The sequence below is a fragment of the Mycobacterium novum genome (genome assembly GCF_010726505.1).
Lineage (GTDB): Bacteria > Actinomycetota > Actinomycetes > Mycobacteriales > Mycobacteriaceae > Mycobacterium > Mycobacterium algericum.
Window position 1 is genome coordinate 3,139,379 of sequence record NZ_AP022562.1, and the last position, 24,799, is coordinate 3,164,177.

Consider the following 24,799-nt stretch of genomic DNA (forward strand, 5'->3'; position numbering starts at 1 on the left):
TTCCACACGATATGGGCGCAGCTGAGATGGCTGCCGTAGTCGACTGGGAAGTGTTGCGGCGCAATGCAATTTCGGTCGCCGCGAACGCCTATGCGCCGTATTCGGGGCTGCGGGTCGGCGCGGCCGCCCTTACCGCCGACGGACGGTTGTTCACCGGCTGCAATGTGGAAAATGTCTCATATGGCCTGAGCCTGTGCGCCGAGTGTGCGGTGGTCGCCGCGCTGTGCACCGCCGGGGGAGGCAGGCTGGTGGCGCTGTCGTGCACCGGCGCCGCCGGCAATCTACTGATGCCGTGCGGTCGGTGCCGGCAGGTGCTGCTCGAACACGGCGGACCCGAGCTGCTCGTCGACCATCCCGCCGGCGCCCGGCGGCTCTCGGAACTGCTGCCCGACGCCTTCGGACCCGACGCATGGCAGTGAACCGCTCCTTTGACGCCCCGACGCTGATCGCCGCCAAGCGCGACGGTCACCGGCTGCCCGACGCCGCGATCGACTGGCTGATCGACTCCTACACGGCCGCCGAGATCGCCGAAGAGCAGATGGCGGCGCTGTTGATGGCGATCTTCCTGCGTGGCATGGACGCCGAAGAGACCGCGCGCTGGACCGCGGCGATGATCGCCTCCGGGGAGCGGATGGACTTTCGCGAGCTGCGGCGCGACGGGCGCCGGGTGCCCACCGTCGACAAACACTCCACCGGCGGGGTGGGCGACAAAATCACGTTGCCGCTGGTCGCGGTGGTCGCCGCCTGCGGTGCCGCGGTGCCGCAGGCCTCCGGCCGCGGTCTGGGCCACACCGGCGGCACGCTGGACAAGCTGGAGTCGATCGCGGGTTTCGACCCGGTGCTGCCGACGGCCCGGCTGCGCGAGCAGCTCGCCGAGGTCGGGGCGGCGATCTTCGCCGCCGGTGCCCTGGCGCCGGCCGACGCCAAGCTGTATGCGCTGCGGGACATCACCGCCACCGTGGAGTCGCTGCCGCTGATCGCCAGCTCGGTGATGAGCAAGAAACTGGCCGAAGGAACTGGTGCACTGGTCCTTGATGTCAAGGTCGGCTCGGGCGCCTTCATGAAGTCGGCCGGTCCGGCCCGGCAGCTTGCCGAGCTGATGATCGAGCTGGGTGCGGCCCACGGCGTGCCGACCCGCGCCCTGCTCACCGACATGAACAGCCCGCTCGGCGCGACCGTCGGCAACGCCCTGGAGGTCGCCGAGGCACTCGACGTGCTGGCGGGCGGCGGGCCCGAGGACGTGGTGGCGCTCACGCTCGCGCTGGCCACCGAGATGCTGGAGCTGGCCGGGTTGGACGACCGTGAGCCGGCCGCGACGTTGGCCGACGGCACCGCGATGGACGCCTTCGCCGCGATGGTCGCCGCCCAGGGCGGGGATCTGAGCGTTGCGCTGCCGGTGGCGGCGTGCTCGGAGACGGTCACCGCACCCCGGGACGGCACAATGGGGGAAATCGACGCGATGGCGGTGGGTATGACGGCATGGCGGCTGGGAGCGGGGCGCTCCCGCCCGGGTGAACGTGTGCAGGCCGGCGCCGGCGTGCGCATCCACCGTCGGCCGGGGGAGCCGGTCAGCGCCGGCGAGGCGCTGTTCACGCTGTACACCGATGCTCCCGAGCGGTTCGGGCCGGCGCACGCCGAGCTCGACGGCGGCTACCGGATCCTGAGCGGCCCAGACGCCGCGCCCGTCCCGCGCCCACTGATCATCGGAGCGGCCCCATGACCACACCGTTGACCCTGGAGACGATCCGGCAGGCGCCCAAGGCGCTGCTGCATGACCACCTCGACGGTGGGCTGCGGCCGGCCACCGTCGTCGACATCGCCGGGCAGGTCGGCTACGACGGGCTGCCCGCCACCGACCCCGAGGAGCTGGCGACCTGGTTTCGCACCCGCTCCCACAGCGGGTCGCTGGAGCGGTATCTGGAACCGTTCAGCCACACCGTGGCGGTGATGCAGACCCCCGACGCGCTGTTCCGGGTTGCCGCCGAGTGCGTCGAGGACCTGGCCGCCGACGCGGTGGTCTACGCCGAGGTGCGGTTCGCGCCCGAACTGCACATCGAGGGCGGGCTGTCGTTCGACGCGGTGACCGATGCGGTGCTGGCCGGGTTCGCCGACGGGGAGCGCCGGGCCGCGGCCGCCGGCCGCGACATCACGGTGCGCTGCCTGGTCACCGCGATGCGTCACGCGGCGCTGTCCCGGGAGATCGCCGAGCTGGCGATCCGGTTCCGCGACAAGGGTGTGGTCGGGTTCGACATCGCCGGCGCCGAGGCCGGCCACCCGCCGAGCCGGCACCTGGACGCGTTCGAGTACATGCGCGATCACAACGCCCGCTTCACCATCCACGCCGGCGAGGCCTTCGGGCTGCCGTCCATTCACGAGGCGATCGCGTTCTGCGGCGCCGACCGGCTCGGGCACGGGGTGCGGATCACCGACGACATCACCGTCGATGACGACGGGCAGGTGCGGTTGGGCCGGCTGGCGGCCATCCTGCGGGACAAGCGGATCCCGCTGGAATTGTGCCCGAGCTCCAATGTGCAGACCGGCGCGGTCGGCAGCATCGCCGAGCATCCGTTCGACCTGCTGGCCCGCGCCCGGCTGCGGGTGACGATCAACACCGACAACCGGCTGATGAGCGACACCACCATGAGCAAGGAGATGGCGGTGCTCGCCGAGACGTTCGGCTACGGCTGGACCGATCTGCAGCGGTTCATGGTGAATGCGATGAAATCGGCATTCATCCCGTTCGACCAGCGGGTGGCAATCATCGAGGAAGTGATCAAGCCGCGATTCGCGGTGCTGGTCGGCTGAATCGGCCGGGTCGCTGAAAGGCGAAAGCCGGACAACCGCGATTGCGATTGCCCGGCCTTCTCCAGCCAGATCAGTGCTCGGTGACAGTGGCCTCCGGGTCGCCGTCTTTCCAGGTGACGACGCCGTGCTCGAAGGTGGTCTGCTTGGTGCCGTCAGCGTTGGTGGTCTCATCGCTGGTCGGGTAACCGAGCTTGCCCTGCGAGCCGCCCAGCTCGTTCCACTTGTCGCGGATCTTGCCCCACACCACGTACGACCGGGTGGTGTGAACGATCACGCCGCCGTCGAACTGCTGGTAGACGCCGCCGTCGGGGTTCTTCTGCTCGGCGCCGGTCGGCTCACCCAGGCTCTGCTTGGCTGCGGCGTCCAGCGAGTCCAGCTTGGCCAGGATGGGGCCGGCGACGGTGTACTCCTTGCCGTCCGCGCCGGTCATCTCGGTGGAGCTGGCGGCGCCGCTCTCCTCGGCGGGGGTGGTGACCGCCGACGAGATCACCGAGCTGGCCGAGGATGCGACCGAGCTCGCCGAACTCAGGGCTTCGCTGGTCTTTTCCTTGGTGCTACTGCACCCCGTGCCGATCAACGCGAGCCCCAAAACTGCGGCGGATACAGCTGCGGCTCGTTGTGTTGCCTTGCGCATGTGTAGTCCTTTCGAATTTGGAAGGGCCCCGCAAACCCACACGGCCCGGCCAGAGGTTATCGGGCCAGATGTTATCGGGGATACGACCACCGGGCAATGAAATCGGGCAAATGGTTGCGGCAATTGTCGGTGAATTCCGGCGATACTCGCCGCCATACCCGCACCGCCGAAGAGCACCGACGATGCCGCCAGACGCCGCTGCAGGGGGGTGGGAAAGCGCTGAGTTCGCGCGTTACTCGCGCCGCAGCCGCGACTGCACGAACTGCTCGAGCTGCTCCCATTCCTTGACCGCCGGAGCGAACGGACGCTGCGGTTCGGCCACCGATTCCCGGTCGAGCACGTAGCCGACCATTCGGCCCAGCGCGCGGTCCGGTTTGAGGGTTTCGGCGACCACACCGTCCTCGGCGTAGCTGCCCACGTCCTGCAGGAACTCCACGGCCAGTTCGAGTTGCTCGCGGTCCACGGCGTCGGGCCCGTCGGTCAGGTCGTCGACCATCCCGGACAGCACGTAGACGTTGTCGTCGGTGATGTCGATGGCCAGCGAGCCGTCGGTGGCCGCGGTGCGGATGTCGTCGTAGGTGCTCAGGTCCGACAGGTCGTGATCGTGCTCGTCGGCCAGGTAGCGGGCCAGCGCGCGCTCGGAGTTGAACACGCTGATCCGGCCGTTGCGGCCGAGGAACACCGGCTCGTCGCCGAGGTAGCAGCGCAGCGTGAAGAACGTCCCGTTGTCGGTCATGATCCGGATCGGATCGATGCCCACCTTGGCCCAGAAGTCCGCGTCGCCGCCGAGCACCACGCGGTCGCCGCGGGCGCGCTCGACGGCCGCCTCGGTGCTCTCGGTGGCGTCGGCGGTTTCGGCATCGGCCGGCGCCACCTCGGTCTCGGCCTCGGTCACCTCGACCGGGGGTTCTTCGGCCAGTTCGTCGGCTGCCCGCGACGACGCGGCGGCGTCGACGTCGGGTGTGCTGATGACCCCTTCGACGGCCGCCAACACGTTGCTCCAGCTGCGGCCGATGATGTCGGCGATCTGGTTCCACCGCTTGCGACCGGCCCGGCCGGTGAAGTTGTCGACGCCACCGGCCAGCGTGCCCAGGCTCGGGTTGCCGTTGAAGAACTTCGTCACCGCGGTCAGGTCACAGACCGTCCCGATGGAGGAGACGATCTCCAGGGCGTCGGCCACCGAGCGCACGGACTGCTTGGTGGGCTTGTCGGCCAGCAGTTCCTCGACCGCGATCAAGTCGTACTGGCGGCTCCGCGGCGGGTTGAGCTTGTGGGCGTTGGCCTCGACCAGCCGCGGCCAGGCGGGATGATCCGTCAGGTCGTTGTCGGTGTTGGTCCGCACGAACGCCACCAGGTCGGCCGCGGTGTCGAACACGTAGAGGTCTTCATCCTTGCCGAGGAACGCCTCCCACTCGTCACCGGCGTCGCGCCAGCGCGGCGCCCACAGCGTGTAGCGGTCACCGGCGGTCACCGCAAGACGGATCGGTACGAGGTCAGCTGCCATGGCGCACAGAGTAGCGAGGTGCCCGGCGGCTCCCCGAACCGGGATTAGCGCCGGGATTGGCAGCCGGATTGTCGCCTCCCGCCACCGCCGATAAAGAATCCTGAATTTCTTGTGTTAACAATGGCGTCGCCCTCATCTTTTAGTTAGGTTCACTTCGCCGGGGATGCGTTTGGCAACGCATAAAGCCCCGGGCCGGGGAGGCCGCGATGACGACTATGCGATTAGGTCAGCTGGGGGCGGCGGTATCGGCGGTGCCGTGCGGGCGTCATGGTGGCCGCGACGCCCACCCACCCGGGCGCCGGCTTCGGCGTGACGCGGGTGCGACGCGCCGACAAGACGACGCAACGTCCCCAGCGGGACGTCCGTCCACCGCCATGGCCGAACAGGCCATGATCGTGGAGTTGACAACGCACGCTTTCTTAATAGGCTCTACGCTGAATTCCGCCTTATAGATCCATGTGAAGTCGTCAGGCGGGGTCCCACAGCGACTGATGGCGTGACGCGACGACCCGGGAGGCCCGAATGACGGCTACACGACCGCACCGGTTGGGTGCGACGGCACTGGCGGCGCTGTGCGCGGTGCTGCTCGGTTTGTCGTCGCTGCTGACGCCGACGCTGGCGTCCCGGCTGGAGAAGGCGATCGCCGAGATCGTGCTGCTGGCCGGCGAGGGCTGGATCATGACCGGCACCGGCCAGTCCGACCCGACCATCGGCGACTACATGGACGTGGTGCGGGACTTCTACCTGCAGCCGTTGGCGCCGTGGTTCGCCGGGCAGACGGTCTTCCCCGACTACACGTTCGAGGGCCTGATCACCCCCGAACAGTTCTGCCCGATCGTCTGCCAGCCGTTGCCGGTTCCGCAGCTGGACTTCGCGGCGTCGCTGGCGGAGGGCTCCGCCAACTTGGACGCGGCTGTCCGCCCGCAGCTCGAGGCCGGCGAGCAGGTCACGGTGTTCGGCTACTCGCAGAGCGCCGTGGTCGCCACCCTGGCGATGCAGAAGCTGCTCGCCGACGTGCCGGGCGGCTCCTACGACCCCGACAACCTGCACTTCGTGCTGATCGGTGACCCGAACAGCGCGATCGGCGGCATCCTGAGCCGGCTGCACTTCGCCGACGGCTTCGACGGGAACATGCAGCACATCCCGTTCCTGGGCATCCCGCTGGGCATCGGGGCGGGTCCGACCGACTTCGCGGCCAGCATCTACAGCACCGAATACGACGGCTGGTCCAGCTTCCCGCAGGACGTCACCAACCTGCTGGCGGTGATCAACGCGCTGATGGGCATCCCGGCGGTGCACGGCGCCTACTTCAACGACAACCTCGGCAACGCGATCGACCTCGGCTCGATCGGCGGGAACGACTTCTACATGCTTCCCACCGCCCAGTTGCCGATCCTGGGACCGCTCTACGGGCTCGGCGACTTCGGCAAGCTGGCCGGTGACGCGCTGGCGCCGTTGCTCAAGCTGGTCATCGACTGGGGCTACGGCAACCCGGGCGCCCCGGATGCCGGCATCACCGTCGACGGTGTCGACCCGATCGGGGCGGCCGGCGCCTGGGCGGTCACCGCGACCGGTCAGCTCTCGGAGGACACCGGCGTCGCCGGGTTCCTGCTGCGGATGGACCCGCTGCAGATGCTGGCCGGCATGCAGTACGCCGGGGTGCAGAGCCTGACCAACACCATCAACAACCTGCTGGACTTCGCCGGGCAGGACCCGCTGTCGCAGTCGGTGGTCGACACCCTGCTGGGTGGCTACAACCTCACCCTCGAGCTGGACCAGTTGCTGCTCAACGGGTGGCAGGACCTGGCCACCGAATGGAACCTGCTCGACGTGCTGGGGCCGGACGCGATCTTCAACGGTGCGCCGCTGATCTCCGCGCAGCCGCTGCTGGACCTGCTCGGGGTGGGCTTCAGCATCCTCAACTACCTCGACGCCTGATCCGATGCGACACCGGCGTCTGCTGGGGGCAGCACTGCTCGCAGCGGCGTCGGTGGCGGCGGCCGGGGCCGGACCGCAGTCGCGGCCCGACGTGGTGCTGCTGGCCGACGAAGGCTGGATCATGGGGCCGACCAGCATCCCCGACCCCACCGTCGGCGGCTACCTGGAGGCGGTGCTGGACCGTTTCCTGCAACCCGTCACGCCGTGGTTTCCCGGGCAGCCGACGTTCCCCGGCTACCGGTTCGAGGGCCTGGTCACCCCCGAGCAGTTCTGCCCGCTGGTGTGCCTGCCGCCGCCGAACCCCTACCTGACCTTCGCCGAGTCGGTGGCCCGCGGCGTCGACATCCTGCACGACGCCGTCGTGCCGCAACTACAGGCCGGCGATCACGTCACGGTGTTCGGCTACTCGCAGAGCGCCACCATCGCCACCCGGGAGATGACCAACCTGCTCGCGGCGTCTTCCGGCCCCCCGGCCGGCCTCGACCCCGACAACCTGGACTTCGTGCTGATCGGCAACCCCAACAACCCGCTCGGCGGGGTGCTGACCCGCTTCCCGGCCTACCCGCTGCTGAGCGACCAGCCGGTGCACCTGCCGTTCCTGGGCATCCCGCTGAGCATCGGGCCCACCCCGACCAGTGGGTTCGACATCGACAGCTACACCGGCGAATACGACGGCCTGGCCAACTTTCCGCAGGACCCGGCCAACCTGCTGGCCATGCTCAACGCGCTGATCGGCACGGCGACCGTGCACTTCTCCTATCTGGAGTTCGACAACCTCTCCGACACCATCGAACTGGGCACCATCGGCGACACCGACTTCTACCTGATCCCCCAGCAGCTGCCGATCCTGTGGCCGATCTATGCGCTCGGTGACGTCGGCAAGGTCATCGGCGACGCGCTGGCGCCGTGGCTCAAGCTGGTCATCGACTGGGGCTACGGCAACCCGGGCGACCCGTTCGTGGGCGTCAACGGAACCGACGCGGTGGGGCCCTGGGCGGTCACCGCCGGCGGCCAGCTGGCCGAGGGCTCCGGCGTCGCCGGGTTCCTGCTGCGGATGGACCCGCTGCAGATGCTGGCCGGCGTGCAGTACGCCGCGGTGCGCAGCGTCGTCGACCCGGTCAACGGCCTGCTGGGCTTCACCGGCCACGATCCGCTGCCCGATTCGCTGGTCGACGCCCTGCTGACCGGCTACCGGCTCACCAACGAGCTGGACGCCGCGCTGCTGGGCGCCTGGCAGCAGCTGGCGGTGGACCTCGACGTCGCCGACTGGCTCGGCCCGGAGGCGGTGTTCAACGGCGAACCGCTGCTCTCGCTGGAGCCGCTGCTGGACATGGGCGCGGTGGTCTTCGAGATCCTCAACCTGCTCGGCGCATGACCCGTAGTGTTTGAGCCCGTGAATGTGCGCGTCGTCGACCATCCGCTGGCCGCGATCCGGCTGCGGTCGCTGCGTGACGAGCACACCGACAGCGCCGGATTCCGGGCGGCGCTGCACGACCTGACCTGGATGCTGGTCTACGAGGCGACCCGCGAGACGCCCTGCGAACAGATCGCCGTGCGCACCCCGGTGGCCGACGCCGTCGGTGCGCGGCTGGCCTGCCCGCCGCTGCTGGTGCCGGTGCTGCGCGCCGGGCTGGGCATGGTCGACGCCGCGCACGCCCTGATCCCCGAAGCCGAGGTCGGATTCGTCGGGGTGGTGCGCGACGAGGCCACCCATCAGCCGGAGCCGTACCTGGCGTCGCTGCCGACCGACCTGAGCGGCCGGGGTGTCATGGTTCTCGACCCGATGCTGGCCACCGGCGGCTCGATGGCCCACACCCTGGGACTGCTCATCGAGCGCGGAGCCGCCGACATCACCGTGCTGTGCGTGGTGGCCGCGCCGGAAGGCATTGCGGCGCTGAAGAACACCGCCGCCGACGTGCGGATGTTCACCGCCGCGATCGACGACGGGCTGAACGAGAACGCCTACATCGTCCCGGGGCTGGGGGATGCCGGCGACCGCCAGTTCGGGCCACGCTGAGTGTGAAACCACAACGGCCACAACGGTAACCGGGAGGCGACGGGAGTGGCGGCGAATTACCAGCCGCGGACCTCCGCGGCGACGTCCGCGCACAGCCGCGACGCCTCGGCGCGCTCGCCGGCCACGTCATCCGACGGCGGCCGGGACACTTCCAAATAGCACTTCAGCTTGGGCTCGGTGCCCGACGGCCGCACCACCACCCGCACCGAGGTGCCCTTGCGCGCCCCGCCGAACTCCAGCGCATCGGTGACCGGCCCGCGGCGGTGCATCAGATCGGTTGCCGTCACCGCGAATCCAGCCAGTACCGTCGGCGGGTCGGCGCGCAGCCGGGCCATCACCGCGGTCGCCTCGGCCAGGTCGGCGACCCGGCGTGACACCGCCTCGGTGACGTGCACGCCGTGGCGGCGGGCCAGCTCGTCGAGCGCCGCGGGCACCGAGGAGCCCTGATCGCGCAGCGCCGCCACCAGGTCGCAGGCCAGCACCGCGGCGGTGATGCCGTCCTTGTCGCGCACCGCATCCGGGTCGACGCAGTAGCCGATCGCCTCCTCGTAGGCGTAGATCAGGGTGGCGCCGGGCAGGCCGTCATCGGCGCGGGCCAGCCACTTGAACCCGGTCAGCGTCTCCACATGGCGAGCCCCATGGTGCTCGGCGATGCGCGCCAGCAGCTGCGACGACACCACGGTGCTGGCGACCACCGCATCGGAGACCCGTTGCCGGGGCAGCCGTGAGAGCAGGTAATCGCCCAGCAGCCAACCGGTCTCATTGCCGGTCAGCATCCGCCAGCCAGCCGGTCCGGGAATACCGACCGCGCAACGGTCGGCGTCAGGATCCAATGCGATCGCGATGTCCGCGTCGACGTCGGCGGCCAGTTCCAGCAGCTCGTCGGCGGCACCCGGCTCCTCCGGATTCGGGAACGCGACGGTGGGGAAATCCGGATCCGGATCGAATTGGCTTGTCACGGTGTGAATGTCGGTGAACCCGGCGGCGCACAGCACGTCTACGGCGAGAGCGCCGCCCACGCCGTGCAGCGGGGTCAGCGCCACCCGGACCGGGCCGCGGTGGCGCCGCACCGTGGCGGCCCGCCCGAGGTAGCGGGTCACCAGCTCGTCGCCGGCGGCCGGCACCGGACGGCGGGGGATCGTATCGGCCGGGGGAGCGGCGGCCATCGCGGTTTCGATCTCGGTATCGACGGGCGCCACGATCTGCACCCCGCCGTCGAAGTACACCTTGTAGCCGTTGTCGCCGGCCGGGTTGTGCGAGGCGGTGATCTGGATGCCGGCCGCCGCGCCGGTGTGGCGCACCGCGAACGCCACCACCGGAGTCGGCAGCGGATCGGGCAGTAGCACCACCGAAAACCCGGCGGCGGCAAGCACTTCGGCGGTCGCGGACGCGAAAGCCTCCGAGCCGTGGCGGGCGTCGCGACCGACCACCACCGTCGCACCGGCATGCCGGTGCGCCTGCAGCACCGTGGCGACGGCCCAACTGGCGCGCAGCACCACGGCCAGGTTCATCGCGTCCGGTCCGCCGCGCACCGGCCCGCGCAGGCCGGCGGTGCCGAACCGCAGCGGCGCCGCGAACCGGGCGGCGGTCTCGTCGGCATCCCAGCCGGCCACCTCCGCGGCGGTCGTCGGGTCCGGGTCGTGGGCGATCCACTCGTCAGGCGTCACAGCACCGATTGTGGTCGATCGGGGCAAACCCCACGCCGGACAGGTGTCAACCACTTGATACGATCGTCCATTTTGTGTGCCAGAACCGGAGAATGGAGTGTCGTTGAGCGGCTCAATAACGCTTTCGGTGGACCGTTCGACAGCGCCGGCGGTGGACCGCTCGACCCTGTTGCCGGTCGCCGTCGTGGTGGCGGTCGCCGCTGCCGTGCACGGCGCGGTGGCGATGCGATACGGCTGGCATCCCGACGAGTTCTATTACGTGGTCGGCGGCCGGCACCTGGCGTGGGGGTATGTCGACCACCCGCCGCTGGTGCCGCTGCTGGCGCGGGTGGCCGCGCTCGGCGGCCTGGCGGGCCTGCGATTGCTGGCCATTGCGATACACCTCGGCTGCATCGTGCTGGCGGCGCTGCTCGCCGCGGAGTTCGGCGGGCGGCGTAACGCGCAGGTGATCACCGCGGCGGCCGTCGCCGCCAGTCCGCTGTTCATGGGCGCCGCGATGTTCTTCGGGACTACGGTGGTCGACCAGTTGATCTGGATCGCGGTGCTGCTGCTGGTGACCCGCGCGCTGCGGGTCGGCACGGTGCCGGCCTGGCTGCCGGCCGGCCTGGTCGCCGGCGTTGGGCTGGAGGCCAAACAGACCGTTGCGCTGCTGCTGGTCGGCATCGCGGTGGGTCTGGCGCTGTTCCGGCGGGAAGCGCTGCGCACACCGGGGCCGTGGCTGGCCGCCGCCGTGGCCGCTGCGCTGGCCGCCCCGAACCTGGTCTGGAACGCGCAACACGGCTGGCCGAGCCTGCAGTTCGCCCAGGCGATGTCGGTTCGGATGGGCGGGCCGCTGGGATCTTTGACGCAGGTGCCGGTGCTGCTGCTGTTGTACGCCGGCCCGCTGCTGGTGCTGCTGTGGGTGGTCGGTGTCGGCTGGCTGTCGTCCCCGGCCGGCCGGGAGTACCGCTGGATTCTGGCGGTGCCGGTGGTGGCGTTGTTGCTCTGCGTCATCAGCGGCGGTCGGTCCTACTACGCGGGCCCGGCGCTGGTCGTGCTGTTCGCCGCCGGCGCTGTCCGCGTCGAGGCCGGGAACCCGGACCGGCCGCCGCGCGGCTGGGCGGCCGCGCTGGTGGGGCTGTTCGTGGGATCGGCGATGTTCTGCCTGCCGGTGCTGCCGCCGGCGGCCGCCCAGACGATGCGGAAGGTCAACCCGATTCCGTTGGAGACCTACGGCTGGCCGCAGCTCGTCACCCAGGTGGCGGCCGCGGCGTCGTCGCTGCCCCCCGACGTGCCGATCTTCACCAGCAATTACGGCGAGGCCTCGGCGTTGACGATCCTGGGGCCGGGCGCCGGCATCAACCGTCCGGTGGTCAGCGGCGACGGCAGTTTCGCCCACTGGGGGCCGCCCGCCGGCAGCGCCGATACCGTGTTGTGCGTCGGACGGTTCCCGATGCTGAAGTTGCGCCAGTACTGGTCGCAGGTCAGCTATGTGAGGTCGATCTGGTTCCCCGGCGGGGTGCGCAACGGGGAGAGTGCCGCGAAGATCTACCTGTGCCGGGGTGCGCGGGGCAGCTGGGAGACGATGTGGCCGCGGATGCGGCACAGCTCCGGCGTCGGCTACTGAGCCGGCACGACCGGGACCTCAGAGCCGGGCTATGACGTCGGCGAGCAGCGCGCCCATCCGGCCCGCCGATTCGCGCCCCGCGGCCAGCACCTCGGCGTGGCTGAGCGACTCGCCGGTGATCCCGGCCGCCAGGTTCGTCACCAGCGACAGGCCCAGCACCTGCGCGCCGGCCGCCCGCGCCGCGATGGCCTCGTGCACCGTCGACATCCCCACCAGGTCGGCGCCCAGGGTGCGCAACATCCGGATCTCCGCCGGCGTCTCGTACTGCGGGCCGGACATCCCGGCGTAGACGCCCTCGACCAGCGTCGGGTCCACCTGGCGGGCCAGGGCACGCAGCGCGGGGGTGTAGGCGTCGACCATGTCGACGAAGTGCGCGCCCTCCAGCGGCGAGCGCCCGGTCATATTGAGGTGGTCGCTGATCAGCACCGGCTGGCCGACCTCGAACTGTTCGCGCAGGCCGCCGGCGGCGTTGGTCAGCACCATGGTGTTGGCCCCGGCCGCCACCGCCGTGCGCACCGGTCGCACCACATCGGCCAGCGGGTGGCCCTCGTAGGCGTGGATCCGCCCGACCAGCACCAGCACCTGGTGGGTGCCGACCCGGATGGACACCAGTTCGCCGAGGTGGCCAACCGCGGTCGGCGCGCTGAACCCGGGCAGGTCGGCCATCGGTAGCGTCGCGGTCGGTGTGCCCAGGGCCGCCACCGCCGGCGCCCACCCCGAACCGAGCACGATCGCCACGTCATGCGAGTCGACGCCGGTGCGCCGGGCCACGACCGCCGCGGCCTGAGTCGCGAGCGGAACCGTCACAGCCCGTGAGTTTAGTCGGGTGCCACGGTGGGATACTGCCTGAATGTCCTCAGCTCCCGCGTCGCACGCCGCCGAGGCGTGGTTGGCGGTCAACGCCGACGAGCTGGTGGCCTGGCGGCGGCACCTGCACCGCCATCCGGAGCTGAGCCGGCAGGAGTTCGCCACCACCCAGTTCATCGCCGAACGCCTGGCCGGCGCGGGCCTCAACCCCAAGGTGTTGCCCAGCGGAACCGGGCTGGTCTGCGATTTCGGCCCGGAAGAGGGCCCGCGGATCGCGTTGCGCGCCGACATCGACGCCCTGCCGATGACCGAGCAGACCGGGGCGCCGTACTCCTCGCTGGTGCCGGGGGTGACGCACGCCTGCGGTCACGACGCGCACACCGCGATCCTGCTGGGCGCCGCGCTGGCGCTGGCCGCAGCGCCGGAGCTGCCCGTCGGGGTGCGGCTGGTGTTCCAGGCCGCCGAGGAACTGATGCCGGGTGGGGCCATCGACGCGATCGCCGCCGGGGTGCTGACCGGGGTCAGCCGGATCTTCGCGCTGCACTGTGACCCGCGGCTGCAGGTCGGCCGGGTGGCCACCGTCCCCGGGCCGATCACGTCGGCGGCCGACACCATCGAGATCACCGTCGGCGGGCCCGGCGGGCACACCTCGCGGCCGCACCTGACCGCCGACCTGGTCTACGGGCTGGGCACGCTGATCACCGGGCTGCCCGCCGTGCTGTCGCGCCGCATCGACCCTCGCAACAGCACCGTGTTGGTGTGGGGGGCGGTCAACTCCGGGGCGGCCGCCAACGCGATCCCGCAGGCCGGACGGCTGGCCGGCACGGTGCGCACCGCGAGCCGTGACACCTGGATGGCGATGCAGGGCATCGTCGAGGACGCGGTGGCGCACCTGTTGGCGCCGTTGAACATCCAGCACACGCTGTACTACCACCGCGGGGTGCCGCCGGTGGTCAACGAGGCGGTGTCGACGCGGATGCTCACCCGCGCGATCGAGACGGTCGGGCCGGATGTGCTGGCCGAAACCCGGCAGTCCGGCGGTGGTGAGGACTTCTCCTGGTATCTGGAGCAGGTTCCTGGCGCGATGGCCCGCCTCGGGGTGTGGCCGGGCAGCGGGCCGCAACTGGACCTGCACCAGCCGACGTTCGACCTCGACGAGCGGGCGCTGGCGATCGGGGTCAAGGTGATGGCCGGCATCATCGACCAGGCCGCGCTGCCCTAACTCCCAGTGGCGCGAGCGTGCATGTCTGCCCGCCGACACGCCGGAAATTTTGTACAACTGTGCACGCTCACGGGCGTCGACGAGTGTGCACAGTTCTGCCGCTGTCCACAATTGGCGCGGATCTGGACAACTGAGGTAACCGTCGGCGCTGTCAGACACCGACGATCTGCGGCATGGACGACCGATTGCGCACCCTGCTCGACCGCCAGGGCGGGGTGGTGACTTCCGCTCAAGCACTGGCGGTCCTCACCCGCCGTGGGCTCGAAACCGAACTGAGACATGTTCCGCTGCAAAAGATTTGGTATGGCATCTACGGCGACGGCGAGATGAGCGACGAGTTGCTGCTGCGCGGGTTGGACCTGGCAACGGGCACCACGGTCGCGGTCTGTCTGGGCACCGCGGCGGCGGCGTACGGCTTCGACACCGAGGAACCGGTCGAGCTGCACGTGCTCAATCCGCCGCGTCGACAACTCCGGTCGGCCGATGGGCTGGTGGTGCACCGCCGCGAGGGCGCACCGCTGAGCACGGTGGCCGGCCGGCCGGCCACCGCACCGGCGTGGACCGCGATCGAGGTGGCCCGTACACTGCGCCGTCCGAGGGCGTTGGCGACTCTGGATGCGGCGCTGCGCAGCGGCACCTGTTCGCGCCGCGAATTGTGGCGCGCTGCGGTTCGGCAGGCCGGCCGGCGGGGCATCGTGGCGGTGCGGGATCTGCTGCCGCTCGCCGACCCGCTCGCGGGATCTGAGATGGAGAGCGAGTCGCGGTTGATGATGATCGACGCCGGTCTGCCGAGGCCGGTGCTGCAGTACGAGATCGTGGATCGCAACAACCGGACGTGGCGGGTGGACTTCGCGTGGCCCGAGCAGCGGGTGGCGGTCGAGTACGACGGTGTCGTCTGGCATGAGGGACCGGATGCGTTCGTCTACGAGCGGCAGCGGCGTGCCGCATTGCAGGAGCTGGGCTGGGTGGTGATTCCGATCATCGCCGAGGATGTGCGACGTCAACCGTGGCAGGCCGTCCGCCGCATCGAGACGCACTTGGCGCGCGCCGCCGCCTGACCGTCCGCGCCGCCGGCTGAATCCGCTCGTGAGGGTGCACAGTGGTACGGCCGCACCGGCGTGTCGCCGTACAGGCACGCCCCCTCGCGCGAAAGAAAGCAGGGGAGCTAACTCCCGGGGCCGATGTTGCGGGCCGGGCGGGTCTGCAGATTGCGCACGTATTCCTCTGGCGCGCCGGCGATCTGGGCGGCCTCGGCCACCACCCCGAGGTAGCGCGCCGACGGCAGCCCGCCCTCCCAGGCGTCCACCACGTACAGCCAGGCCAGCACCGGTTCGGGCTTGCTGTCCACCGGGTCCGACGTGATGCCGTCCACCCGGTCCACCCGGCAGCGGATCTTCTTGTGGATGCCGAAGTCCGAGCCCTCCCAGCGGTCCAGGTTCTGCTCGTCCTCGTGGGTCACGTCGTAGAGGACGACGAACACGCTCGACCCCGGATCCTCGACCACGGTCGCCAGGGCACCCTCCCAGCCGATGTCCTCGCCGGCGAACGTCAGCCGCCAGCCGTGTATCCAGCCGGTACCGGTCATGGGAGAGTGCGGTGCCCGCTGCAGCATCTGTTCGGGATGCATGTTTGACCCGTAGGCGGCGTAGAGCGGCACGGCAGAAAGCTTAAACGTCGTGTCGAGGATAAGTTGGTCGCTGTGACTTCTGCCTCGACGCGCATCGTGATCATCGGCGGCGGTCCGGCCGGCTACGAAGCCGCGCTGGTAGCAGCGGCCAAGGGGCCCGAGGCGGTGACGGTCACCGTGGTCGACGCCGACGGCATCGGCGGGGCCTGCGTGCTGTGGGACTGCGTGCCGTCCAAGACCTTCATCGCCTCCTCGGGGGTGCGCACCGAGCTGCGACGGGCCCCGCACCTGGGCTTCGACATCCACTTCACCGACGCCGAGATCGAGCTGGACAAGATCCACCAGCGGGTCAAGTCGCTCGCCGAGGCGCAGTCCGCCGATATCAGAACCCAACTGGTCAACACCGGTATCGAGGTCATCGCCGGCCGCGGGGAGCTGATCGACCCCGAGCCCGGCCTGGCGCATCACCGGGTGCTGGTCACCGAGCACGGCGGTTCAGCGAGGTTCGACGGAGGAGAGGTGAAGCTGGGACCGCCGCATCAATCCAGCGGCGCGCAGCGGGTGCTCGAGGCCGATGTGGTGCTGATCGCCACCGGCGCCAGCCCGCGCACCCTGCCGAACGCCGAGCCCGACGACGAGCGCATCCTGACCTGGCGCCAGCTCTACGACCTGCACACGCTGCCCGAACACCTGGTGGTGGTGGGCTCGGGGGTGACCGGCGCGGAGTTCGTCAACGCCTACACCGAGCTGGGCGTCAAGGTGACGGTGGTGGCCAGCCGCGACCGGGTGCTGCCGCACGAGGACCCCGACGCCGCCCGGGTGCTGGAACGCTCGTTCGCCGAGCGCGGCGTCACCCTGGTCAAAAACGCCCGGGCCGCCTCGGTGACCCGCGAGCGCGACGGTGTGCTGGTCACGATGACCGACGGCCGCACCGTGGCCGGCAGTCACGCGCTGATGACGGTCGGCTCGGTGCCCAACACCGCCGGGCTGGGTCTGGAGCGGGTCGGCATCAAGCTCGAGCCCGGCGACTATCTGCAAGTCGACCGGGTGTCGCGCACCTCGGTTCCCGGCATCTACGCCGCCGGGGACTGCACCGGGTTGCTGCAGCTGGCGTCGGTCGCGGCCATGCAGGGCCGGATCGCGATGTATCACGCGCTGGGCGACGCGGTGGCCCCGATCCGGCTGCGGACGGTGGCCGCGGCGGTGTTCACCCGCCCCGAGATCGCCGCGGTCGGGGTGCCGCAGTCCCAGATCGACGACGGCACGGTGCCCGCGCGCACCGTCATGCTGCCGTTGCAGACCAACGCCCGGGCGAAGATGAGCCGGATGCGGCACGGCTTCCTCAAGCTGTTCTGCCGGCCGGCGACCGGGGTGGTGATCGGCGGGGTGGTGGTGGCGCCGATCGCCTCGGAGCTGATCCTGCCGATCGCGCTGGCGGTGCAGAACCGGATCACCGTGGCCGACCTGGCGCAGACGCTGGCGGTGTATCCGTCGCTGTCGGGTTCGCTCACCGAGGCGGCACGGCGGCTGATGACGCCCGACGACCTGGACTGACGTTTTCGGCGCGCGTGAGGCCGGTGTCACAGCCGTCGACGCCGCCCTGCCACGTAGCCTGGCAGGCGTGAGCACGCTGGGACCTGACCAACGAGCACAAGCCTGGGAACGGCTGGGCAGCGAGCAGTTCGACGTAGTGGTGGTCGGCGGCGGTGTGGTCGGTACCGGCTGCGCGCTGGATGCGGCCACCCGCGGCCTGAAGGTCGCACTCGTCGAGGCGCGGGACTTCGCCGCCGGAACGTCGAGCCGAAGCTCGAAGATGTTCCACGGCGGGCTGCGCTACCTCGAACAGCTGGAGTTCGGCCTGGTGCGCGAGGCGCTGCACGAACGCGAACTGTCGCTGACCACGCTGGCGCCGCATCTGGTCAAACCGCTGCCGTTCCTCTATCCGCTGACCAACCGGTGGTGGGAGCGGCCGTATGTGGCCGCCGGCATCTTCCTCTACGACCAGCTGGGCGGAGCGAAATCGGTTCCCGCGCAACGGCATCTGACCCGCGCCGGCGCGCTGCGGCTGTGCCCGGGCCTCAAGCGCAGCGCGCTGATCGGCGGCATCCGGTACTTCGACACCGTCGTCGACGACGCCCGCCACACCCTGACCGTCGGGCGCACCGCGGCGCACTACGGCGCGGTCATCCGCACCTCCACCCAGGTCGTGGCGCTGTTGCGGGAGGGCGACCGGGTGACCGGGGTGACGGTGCGCGACTCCGAGAACGGCGCGACGACCGAGGTGCGCGGGCACGTGGTGGTCAACGCCACCGGGGTGTGGACCGACGAGATCCAGGCGCTGTCACGTCAGCGCGGCCGGTTCCACGTCCGGGCGTCCAAGGGCGTGCACATCGTGGTGCCGCGCGACCGGATCGTGTCCGAGGCGGCGATCATCTTGCGCACCGAGAAGTCGGTGCTGTTCGTCATCCCGTGGGGCACGCACTGGATCATCGGCACCACCGACACCGACTGGAACCTGGACCTGGCCCACCCGGCGGCCACCAAGGCCGACATCGACTACCTGCTGGCCAACGTCAACACCGCGCTGGCCACCCCGTTGAGCCACGCCGACATCGAGGGCGTCTATGCCGGGCTGCGGCCGCTGCTGGCCGGGGAGAACGACGACACCTCCAAGCTGTCGCGGGAGCACGCGGTGGCGGTGCCCGCGCCGGGCCTGGTGGCTATCGCCGGCGGCAAGTACACCACCTACCGGGTGATGGCCGCCGACGCGATCGACGCCGCCGCCGAGTTCATTCCGACCCGGGTGGCGCCGACGATCACCGAGAAGGTGCCGCTGCTGGGTGCCGACGGCTACTTCGCGCTGGTCAACCAGGCCGAGCACGTCGGCGCCGAGCAGGACGTGCACCCGTATCGGGTGCGCCACCTGCTGGACCGTTACGGCTCGCTGATCCACGACGTGTTGGCGCTGGCCGAGGAGCGGCCGGAGCTGCTGGACCCGATCGCCGAGGCGCCCACGTACCTGAAGGTAGAGGTCGCCTACGCCGCGGCCGCCGAGGGCGCGCTGCACTTAGAGGACGTGCTGGCCCGCCGGACGCGGATCTCCATCGAGTACGCCCATCGCGGGGTGAACTGCGCCCGCGAAGTCGCCGAGGTGATGGCGGCGGTGCTCGGTTGGGACGACGCCGCGGTGGACGCGGAGGTGGCTAACTACTCCGCCCGGGTGGAGGCCGAGATCCTGTCGCAGGAACAGCCCGATGACGCCTCGGCGGATGCGCTGCGGGCCAGGGCGCCCGAAGCCAGGACAGAGATTCTGGAACCGATTCCGCTTCCATGAACCCGGATTCATTACTTCGGGGCTGGCTCCGCTAAAAAAACCGTGCATTTAGATTGAAATCAGCGTTAACTTATATTTGACAGTAACTTTTTGAGTCGTTACTTTCCCCGTTATCAGCTGGGTCACATGGGGGATCCGGGGACGGGGAAGGTGTGGTCGATGTCGGAGGTTTTCGGGGGGGCGCGCCCGCACGCGCTGGCGACGAAGGGCGGCACACTGGCCGCCGCCACTGTTCTCGCGGGCGCCGGCCTGCTCGGTGCCGCGGCGGTCGGGCCGGAGCTTCCGGGCACGCCGTTCGCCGCGGTGCAGCACGAGACGGCGCTGATCGCCTTCCCGACTTTCGCCGAGAGCCTGCAGACCCTGCTTAACGACTTCGGCATGGGCAACCTCAACGACATGCTGGGCGGGTTTGGAACCGGAGCATTCAACATCGACTCGTCGGTGGAGGACTTCCTGGCCGCGATGAACCCGGACGGCATCACCCTGAACGGTCTCACCGAGATTTTCGGGCTTCCGCTGGACATTCCGCTTTACAGCGCCACGCACGACTCCGTGCTCGGCTTCGGCAGCGACTGGCTGGTGGACGGCGTGCCGATCGGCAACCTCGACCTCGGCGACCTGATCGATGTCTTCCTGGGAGACGGTGCCGGCGAGCATTCGCTGATGGACCTGGCCAGCGCGGTGGGCCTGGGGACACTGCTCGGCCAGTGGGGCAGCCTGATCAATGGTCTCGTGGACAACATGAATGTCCTCAACTGCACGGTGACATGCGGCTTCGCCTCCATCGATACCCATCCCGAACTGACCCTCAACAGCTCGCTGGTCGATTGGCTGAGCGGGATTACCGGGGTTGCCACCACCGATGTCACCCAACATCACTACTCGGGCCTTGGCTCCACCGTCATCGTCCCGAACAGCGCCTACACCCTCGGCGAGTACCTGCACACTCTCCCCGTCAGCGACACCGACAGCACCAAGATGGACGTGACGACCCTGGGTCACCTGTTCGGCATGACCCCCAACCAGCCCTGGAATGAGTACGTCTCCAACTTCCCGTTCGGCGGCACCCTGCTGGACCCCTCCGGCGAAATCTGGGGCGACCAGACGGTGGGCACGCTGCTGAGCAGCTTCCTGCCCGAAGACAGTGCCCTGGTGATCACCGGCGACACGCCGATCACCGACATCCTGGAGGCCTTCGGCCTGCTCTGGTAGCGGGAATTCCGCGCTAGCCCCTCCACACCCGGCCAGCTGGCCGGGTGTGTTTTTCCAACCAGAACCATTCTCCGAAGCCAGTGTACGTGCTTTGCTGTAAACCCGCTGCGGAGTGACGTGCGTATTTCGCTCAAGCTCCGGAATTAGCTGGTATTTAGACCGCTAAAATTCATACCGTTTGACGGGTACCCGCGAAATTTAACCGCGCAAAGTTATCGCGATCGAACCAAGTCCGGTCACAAGTTCGAAAAGCCTAGAAAACACTGAGCAAGCGATAATCGCGCATCGACGACGGTTGGTTGCTCTGCCATGGTGCCGTCGTTGCAGAACTGCGTTTCTGATGCTTATGAGCTGCGATGTTCCTGGAAATACCGATTGCTGACGCGTGCGAAAAAGTTGGAAGGCCTGTTGACAAGTGACTGAGGATACAATAAGTTAATCCCCGTTGTACGAATCACGGAACGATCGTGTTTGATCCCAGAAGGGGGACCCATTACATGTCCACACTGACCTTTGACGCGCCGATGGCGCCTCGCGGCTTCATGGCCAAAACCGGCGCCTTGGTCGCCAGTACCGCATTTGCTGGTGCAGCTTTGTTCGGCGGCGTCGCAGTGGCTCCTGCAGTTGCCAGCAGCCTGTCTGCATCGGTGCACCACGACTACGTGCTGACCGCCGACGGCGACTTCCCGACGTTCGCCGAGAGCCTGCAGACCCTGCTGACCGCCCTCGACTTCGGCAATATGGGCCAGGTTCTGGGACTGTTCGGCGACGACATCACCACCAGCTCGTCTCTCGCTGACCTGCTGGCGGCGCTGAACCCCGACGGCGTCACACTGGACGCGGTCACCCTCGGTCTGCTCTCCACCGACTTCAGCGGGCTGCTGACCGAGGTGACGCTGCCGGGACCGGACGGCGCGCCGCTGCCCCTTGGCTCGATCCCGATCGACTCGTTGATCGGCGGCTTCATCGGCGGCGACGGCGCCGACACGAGCATCGGCGACCTGCTGGGCATCTTCGGTCTCAGTGATTACGCCGGCCTGCTGAACCTGCCGTTCTTCGGCTTGTCGCCGGACACCTCGCTGGCCGACCTGCTCAACGACATGCTGGGGATCACGTCCACCATGACGCTGACCGACCTGCTGAACGCCAACGACCTCGGTGACGCGACGATTGCCGGGATGCTGGGCATCGACCCGGACGACCCCTGGAACGAGGTCATCAGCAGCATCACCCTCGGCGGCACGCTGAGCGACCCCGACGGCACCGGAGTCCTGGGTGACGAGACGCTGGGCGGTCTGCTGACCAGCCTGCTCGGTTATGGTGCCGACCCGGTGACCGACGCCACCACGCTGACCGACTTCCTGGGCGACCTGGGCATCTGGGACATGCTCGGCCTCGGCTAAGCCGGAGTAGTCAGCAGTCAATAAGCCACATCGGCCACAACCCCCGACGGTTGTGGCCGATGTGTCTTTGGTGCGCAGGGGTATTCGCGCACCTGGCCCTCCGCTACGGATGCTCGGGATCGTCGTCGTCGTTGGCGCTGTCGCGTAGCAGTTTCTCGGGGTGGTGGTAGCTGTTGGTGCGGGGTTGGCCGCGGTCGAGGTGGGCGGGGGGCAGCGTCTCGGTTACCCCGTCGGCGCGTTTGCGGGTGCGCCAGCCGTTGGACAGCAGTCGGTGGTGGGGGCCGCAGCGCAGGGTGAGGTCGTCGATGTCGGTGCGGGGGTGCTGGGCGTAGTCGTGGTTGTGGTGGACCTCGGTGAGTTGGGCGGGCACGGTGCAGCCGGGGTGGGTGCAGCCGCGTTCGGTGTCGTAGAGCATCAGGCGTTGCCCGGGGGTGGCGAGTCGTTTGGTGTGAAACAGCGCGATCTGTTTGGCGCCGTCGTAGATGCGGAGGTAGTGGTGCGCGTGGGAGGCCAGTGCGATCACGTCGTGCAGGGGCAGCCAGGTGCCGCCGGCGGCGGCTTCGAGTTCGGCCAGGCTCAGCGACACGACGATGGTGGCGGGCAGCCCGTGGTGGCTGCCCAGTTCAGCGGAGGCCAGCAGGTTGGTGGCCATGGCTGCCAGGGCGTCGTGGTTGCGTTGCGCCGCTGAGCGGCGGTCGTTGTCGATATGGGCTTGTGAGGGGGTGCCGGATCGGCACGGGGTCTCATCGGCGGGGTTGCACCTGCCCGGGGCGGCCCAGTGGGCCAGCACGGCATCGAGGGCGGCGCGGGCGTGGGGGTCGAGGTGGCCTTTGATGGCGGTCATGCCGTCGCGGTCTTGGGGGCCCAGGGTGATGCCGCGTCGTTTGGCGCGTTGCTCGTTGTCGGTGTGGTTGCCGTCGGGGCGCAGGTAGTCGGCGACGCGTTGGGCGAGTTTGGCAAGTTCGTCGGGCCGATGGTGGGCGGCCAGATCGGTGAGATGCTGCTCGGCTTGGGCCAGTGTGCCCGCATCGATGCTCTCGGGCAGGTAGTCGAACAGGGCGCGGATCACCGCGATGTGCTCGGCCCCGAGTCGGCCTTTGCGTTGGGCGGTGGCCACCGCGGGCAGCACCGGAGCCAGGGGTTGTCCGGTCAGGGTGTGTCGCGGTCCCAGGTCGGCGGCCTCGTCGATGCGGCGCCTGGCCTGCCCGCGGGTGATGCCGAGTTCGTCGGCGAGCACCCAGCGAGGTTTGTCGCCCAGTTCCTCGGGGTCGGTAGCGGCGACGTGGTTGACCATCGGATGCTCCACCGCAGGTAGCCGGCGGCGCAGTGTCTCGCAGCGCTGCAGCAGTGCCAGGCATTCGCGTGGGGTCAGTGCCGAGAAGTCCAGCTCCAGGGCCCGGTCCAGATCGGCCGAAAGAGCGTCGAACACCTCGACGATTTCTTCCCGATCACTCGAACGCATGTGCTAATTCTAGCGATACGCACCGACAAGCGCAGAATTCATCCACAACCAAAACCACAGTGGCACAAGTGATCACAGTGAAAAAGGGGATCACCGGATAGACTCGCCTGGACGTGACGACACATCTTCAGAAAGCCCCGTCGCAATGACCCGCCGACGTCCCGCCCCGCTGCCGGTACGCGACGGCCTGGGCCCGGCCCGGCTACGTCTGCACGGCGGGCCGGTGGCCGCTGAGCTGCGCACCCGCTTCGGTGCGGCTGCCGCGGCGAAGGTGGCCGTCGGCGAGGTGGTGACCGCCGACGGCGCCGTGGTCGACGAGACGACGGTGCTGCCGGCCGGAACCCACGTCTTTCTCTACCGGGATCTGCCGGTAGAGGTTCCCGTGCCCTTTGAGATCCCGGTGCTGCACCGCGACGACGACCTGGTGGTGGTCGACAAGCCGCATTTCCTGTCGACCATGCCCCGCGGCCGCCATGTGGCCCAGACGGCACTGGTGCGGCTGCGCCGTGAGCTGGAGCTTCCCGAGCTGAGCCCGGCGCACCGGCTCGACCGGCTCACCGCCGGGGTCCTGCTGTTCACCACCCGCCGCGAGCTGCGCGGGACCTACCAGACGCTGTTCGCCCGCGGCGCGGTGCACAAGCAGTACCTGGCCCGCTCGTCGGCGCCGCCGGCGGGCGAATTCCCGCGGCTGGTGCGCAGCCGGATCATCAAGCGGCGCGGCTGCCTGCAGGCCCGTGAGGAGCCCGGCGAGCCCAACGCCGAAACGCTGGTCGAGGCGCTGGGAGACGGCTGCTACCGGCTGACCCCGCGTACCGGCCGCACCCATCAGCTGCGGGTGCACCTGGCCTCGCTCGGCCTGCCCATCGACGGCGATCCGCTGTACCCGGAGATCGTCGAGATCGCCCCCGACGACTTCTCCACCCCGCTGCAACTGCTGGCGCAGCGGCTCGAGTTCACCGACCCGCTGACTCAGCTGCGACGTTGCTTCGTCAGCCGGCGCGCGTTTCAGCACCGAGCGTGCCGGGTACAGCAAGGCACGACAGAGCAGAGGGGAGTCTGATTCTGATGAAGACACACGGCAGGATGGCGATCGCCGTCCTCGGAAGCACAGCGGCGCTGGTCGCAGCGGGTTGCAGCGGCACCCAGGAAGAAGCCCCGACCAGCACCACCACGACCGAGACCACAACCACCACGACGGAGACCACACCGATGGAACCGGAACCCGGCGTGCCGCCGGGGGAGCCCGGAGCCCCCGGTGGTCCGACCGGTGGCGGTGGCCCCGGGGGCGGCGGCGGTGAGATTCCTGGCGGGCCCACCGGCGGCGGTGGTCCCGGCGGTGGCGGCGGCCAGATTCCGGGCGGCCCGACCGGTGGCGGTGGTCCCGGCGGTGGCGGCGGCGAGATTCCGGGCGGCCCGACCGGTGGCGGTGGGCCCGGCGGGGGCGGCGGCCAGATCCCGGGCGGCCCGACCGGCTGGGGCGGACCCGGCGGTGGCGGCGGCTGCCTGCCCGGGGTGGGGTGCGGCGGCTGGCCGTGATCGGCCAGCGACGCTAAAGCCTCGC

Annotated in this window: 21 protein-coding genes; 15 read left to right on the forward strand and 6 right to left on the reverse strand. The window is 69.6% G+C overall.

Features of this window, described 5'->3' with window-relative positions; translation table 11 throughout:
* The first annotated feature begins 26 nt into the window (after nucleotides 1–26).
* Genes G6N19_RS14545 through G6N19_RS14555 form a run of 3 tightly spaced genes read left to right on the forward strand, consistent with a single transcriptional unit; the run spans nucleotide 27 to nucleotide 2,805 of the window.
* Nucleotides 27–419, forward strand: a complete 393-nt coding sequence (locus G6N19_RS14545; protein WP_041320115.1) for a cytidine deaminase — start codon at nucleotides 27–29, stop codon at nucleotides 417–419.
* Nucleotides 410–1,720, forward strand: coding sequence for a thymidine phosphorylase (locus G6N19_RS14550; RefSeq protein WP_041318523.1), 1,311 nt, complete (start codon nucleotides 410–412; stop codon nucleotides 1,718–1,720). Before G6N19_RS14545 ends, G6N19_RS14550 begins: the two co-directional genes overlap by 10 nt.
* On the forward strand, nucleotides 1,717–2,805 hold the full coding sequence (locus tag G6N19_RS14555) for an adenosine deaminase (RefSeq protein ID WP_193465186.1): 1,089 nt from the start codon (nucleotides 1,717–1,719) through the stop codon (nucleotides 2,803–2,805). The genes G6N19_RS14550 and G6N19_RS14555 overlap by 4 nt, the downstream gene beginning before the upstream one ends.
* A gap of 70 nt (nucleotides 2,806–2,875) precedes the next feature.
* Here the strand turns inward: G6N19_RS14555 and G6N19_RS14560 are convergent, their stop codons facing one another.
* Both G6N19_RS14560 and satS read right to left on the reverse strand, forming a co-directional pair.
* Nucleotides 2,876–3,439, reverse strand: a complete 564-nt coding sequence (locus tag G6N19_RS14560; RefSeq protein WP_193374393.1) for an LGFP repeat-containing protein — start codon at nucleotides 3,437–3,439, stop codon at nucleotides 2,876–2,878.
* Nucleotides 3,440–3,671: 232 nt separating this feature from the next.
* Nucleotides 3,672–4,943, reverse strand: coding sequence for a protein export chaperone SatS (satS, locus tag G6N19_RS14565; protein ID WP_041318521.1), 1,272 nt, complete (start codon nucleotides 4,941–4,943; stop codon nucleotides 3,672–3,674).
* 522 nt (nucleotides 4,944–5,465) lie between these two features.
* Between satS and G6N19_RS14570 the strand changes: the two genes are divergently transcribed.
* From G6N19_RS14570 to upp, 3 genes are read left to right on the forward strand one after another with little or no spacing between them, the layout of a single operon-like run.
* Entirely contained in the window at nucleotides 5,466–6,881 is a 1,416-nt protein-coding gene (locus G6N19_RS14570) for a PE-PPE domain-containing protein (protein WP_232062396.1), read from the forward strand.
* Nucleotides 6,882–6,885: 4 nt separating this feature from the next.
* Complete coding sequence (locus tag G6N19_RS14575; protein WP_193465187.1) at nucleotides 6,886–8,256, forward strand: PE-PPE domain-containing protein; 1,371 nt, start codon at nucleotides 6,886–6,888, stop codon at nucleotides 8,254–8,256.
* Between the two features lie 18 nt (nucleotides 8,257–8,274).
* Nucleotides 8,275–8,898, forward strand: a complete 624-nt coding sequence (gene upp, locus G6N19_RS14580; protein WP_193465188.1) for a uracil phosphoribosyltransferase — start codon at nucleotides 8,275–8,277, stop codon at nucleotides 8,896–8,898.
* A 56-nt stretch (nucleotides 8,899–8,954) separates the two neighbouring features.
* Here upp and G6N19_RS14585 read toward each other — a convergent pair whose 3' ends face one another.
* The gene (locus G6N19_RS14585; RefSeq protein ID WP_193465189.1) at nucleotides 8,955–10,565 is read right to left on the reverse strand and encodes a phospho-sugar mutase; all 1,611 of its coding nucleotides are present in this window, start codon (nucleotides 10,563–10,565) and stop codon (nucleotides 8,955–8,957) included.
* A gap of 127 nt (nucleotides 10,566–10,692) precedes the next feature.
* Here G6N19_RS14585 and G6N19_RS14590 point away from each other — a divergent pair, with 127 nt between their 5' ends.
* A complete protein-coding gene (locus G6N19_RS14590; protein WP_232062397.1) occupies nucleotides 10,693–12,171 on the forward strand; it encodes a glycosyltransferase family 39 protein in 1,479 nt (492 codons plus the stop codon).
* Nucleotides 12,172–12,189: 18 nt separating this feature from the next.
* Here the strand turns inward: G6N19_RS14590 and G6N19_RS14595 are convergent, their stop codons facing one another.
* Complete coding sequence (locus G6N19_RS14595) at nucleotides 12,190–12,978, reverse strand: purine-nucleoside phosphorylase (RefSeq protein ID WP_193465190.1); 789 nt, start codon at nucleotides 12,976–12,978, stop codon at nucleotides 12,190–12,192.
* A gap of 43 nt (nucleotides 12,979–13,021) precedes the next feature.
* Between G6N19_RS14595 and G6N19_RS14600 the strand changes: the two genes are divergently transcribed.
* Together G6N19_RS14600 and G6N19_RS14605 are read left to right on the forward strand one after the other, a co-directional pair.
* A complete protein-coding gene (locus tag G6N19_RS14600) occupies nucleotides 13,022–14,200 on the forward strand; it encodes an amidohydrolase (protein ID WP_013830059.1) in 1,179 nt (392 codons plus the stop codon).
* Nucleotides 14,201–14,373: 173 nt separating this feature from the next.
* Nucleotides 14,374–15,258, forward strand: coding sequence for a DUF559 domain-containing protein (locus G6N19_RS14605; protein ID WP_193465191.1), 885 nt, complete (start codon nucleotides 14,374–14,376; stop codon nucleotides 15,256–15,258).
* 107 nt (nucleotides 15,259–15,365) lie between these two features.
* Here the strand turns inward: G6N19_RS14605 and G6N19_RS14610 are convergent, their stop codons facing one another.
* Nucleotides 15,366–15,857, reverse strand: coding sequence for a gamma-glutamylcyclotransferase (locus G6N19_RS14610; protein ID WP_013830056.1), 492 nt, complete (start codon nucleotides 15,855–15,857; stop codon nucleotides 15,366–15,368).
* A 42-nt stretch (nucleotides 15,858–15,899) separates the two neighbouring features.
* Between G6N19_RS14610 and G6N19_RS14615 the strand changes: the two genes are divergently transcribed.
* From G6N19_RS14615 to G6N19_RS14630, 4 genes are all read left to right on the forward strand, one after another.
* Complete coding sequence (locus tag G6N19_RS14615; RefSeq protein ID WP_013830055.1) at nucleotides 15,900–17,381, forward strand: NAD(P)H-quinone dehydrogenase; 1,482 nt, start codon at nucleotides 15,900–15,902, stop codon at nucleotides 17,379–17,381.
* 46 nt (nucleotides 17,382–17,427) lie between these two features.
* Nucleotides 17,428–19,161 carry a glycerol-3-phosphate dehydrogenase gene (gene glpD, locus G6N19_RS14620; RefSeq protein ID WP_041318510.1) on the forward strand — a complete coding sequence of 578 codons (1,734 nt, stop codon included), beginning with the start codon at nucleotides 17,428–17,430 and terminating at the stop codon, nucleotides 19,159–19,161.
* A gap of 159 nt (nucleotides 19,162–19,320) precedes the next feature.
* Nucleotides 19,321–20,373: a hypothetical protein gene (locus tag G6N19_RS14625; protein WP_193465192.1), complete on the forward strand. Its 1,053-nt coding sequence runs from the start codon at nucleotides 19,321–19,323 to the stop codon at nucleotides 20,371–20,373.
* A 497-nt stretch (nucleotides 20,374–20,870) separates the two neighbouring features.
* The gene (locus G6N19_RS14630) at nucleotides 20,871–21,776 is read left to right on the forward strand and encodes a hypothetical protein (protein ID WP_193465193.1); all 906 of its coding nucleotides are present in this window, start codon (nucleotides 20,871–20,873) and stop codon (nucleotides 21,774–21,776) included.
* Between the two features lie 103 nt (nucleotides 21,777–21,879).
* On the opposite strand, the gene G6N19_RS14635 is transcribed toward G6N19_RS14630, so the two are convergent.
* Nucleotides 21,880–23,238 (reverse strand): HNH endonuclease signature motif containing protein, encoded by a 1,359-nt coding sequence (locus G6N19_RS14635; protein WP_193465194.1) that lies wholly within the window; start codon nucleotides 23,236–23,238, stop codon nucleotides 21,880–21,882.
* 145 nt (nucleotides 23,239–23,383) lie between these two features.
* Between G6N19_RS14635 and G6N19_RS14640 the strand changes: the two genes are divergently transcribed.
* Nucleotides 23,384–24,298: a pseudouridine synthase gene (locus tag G6N19_RS14640; protein WP_193465195.1), complete on the forward strand. Its 915-nt coding sequence runs from the start codon at nucleotides 23,384–23,386 to the stop codon at nucleotides 24,296–24,298.
* Between the two features lie 5 nt (nucleotides 24,299–24,303).
* Entirely contained in the window at nucleotides 24,304–24,774 is a 471-nt protein-coding gene (locus G6N19_RS14645; protein WP_232062398.1) for a hypothetical protein, read from the forward strand.
* The last annotated feature ends 25 nt before the right edge of the window (nucleotides 24,775–24,799 follow it).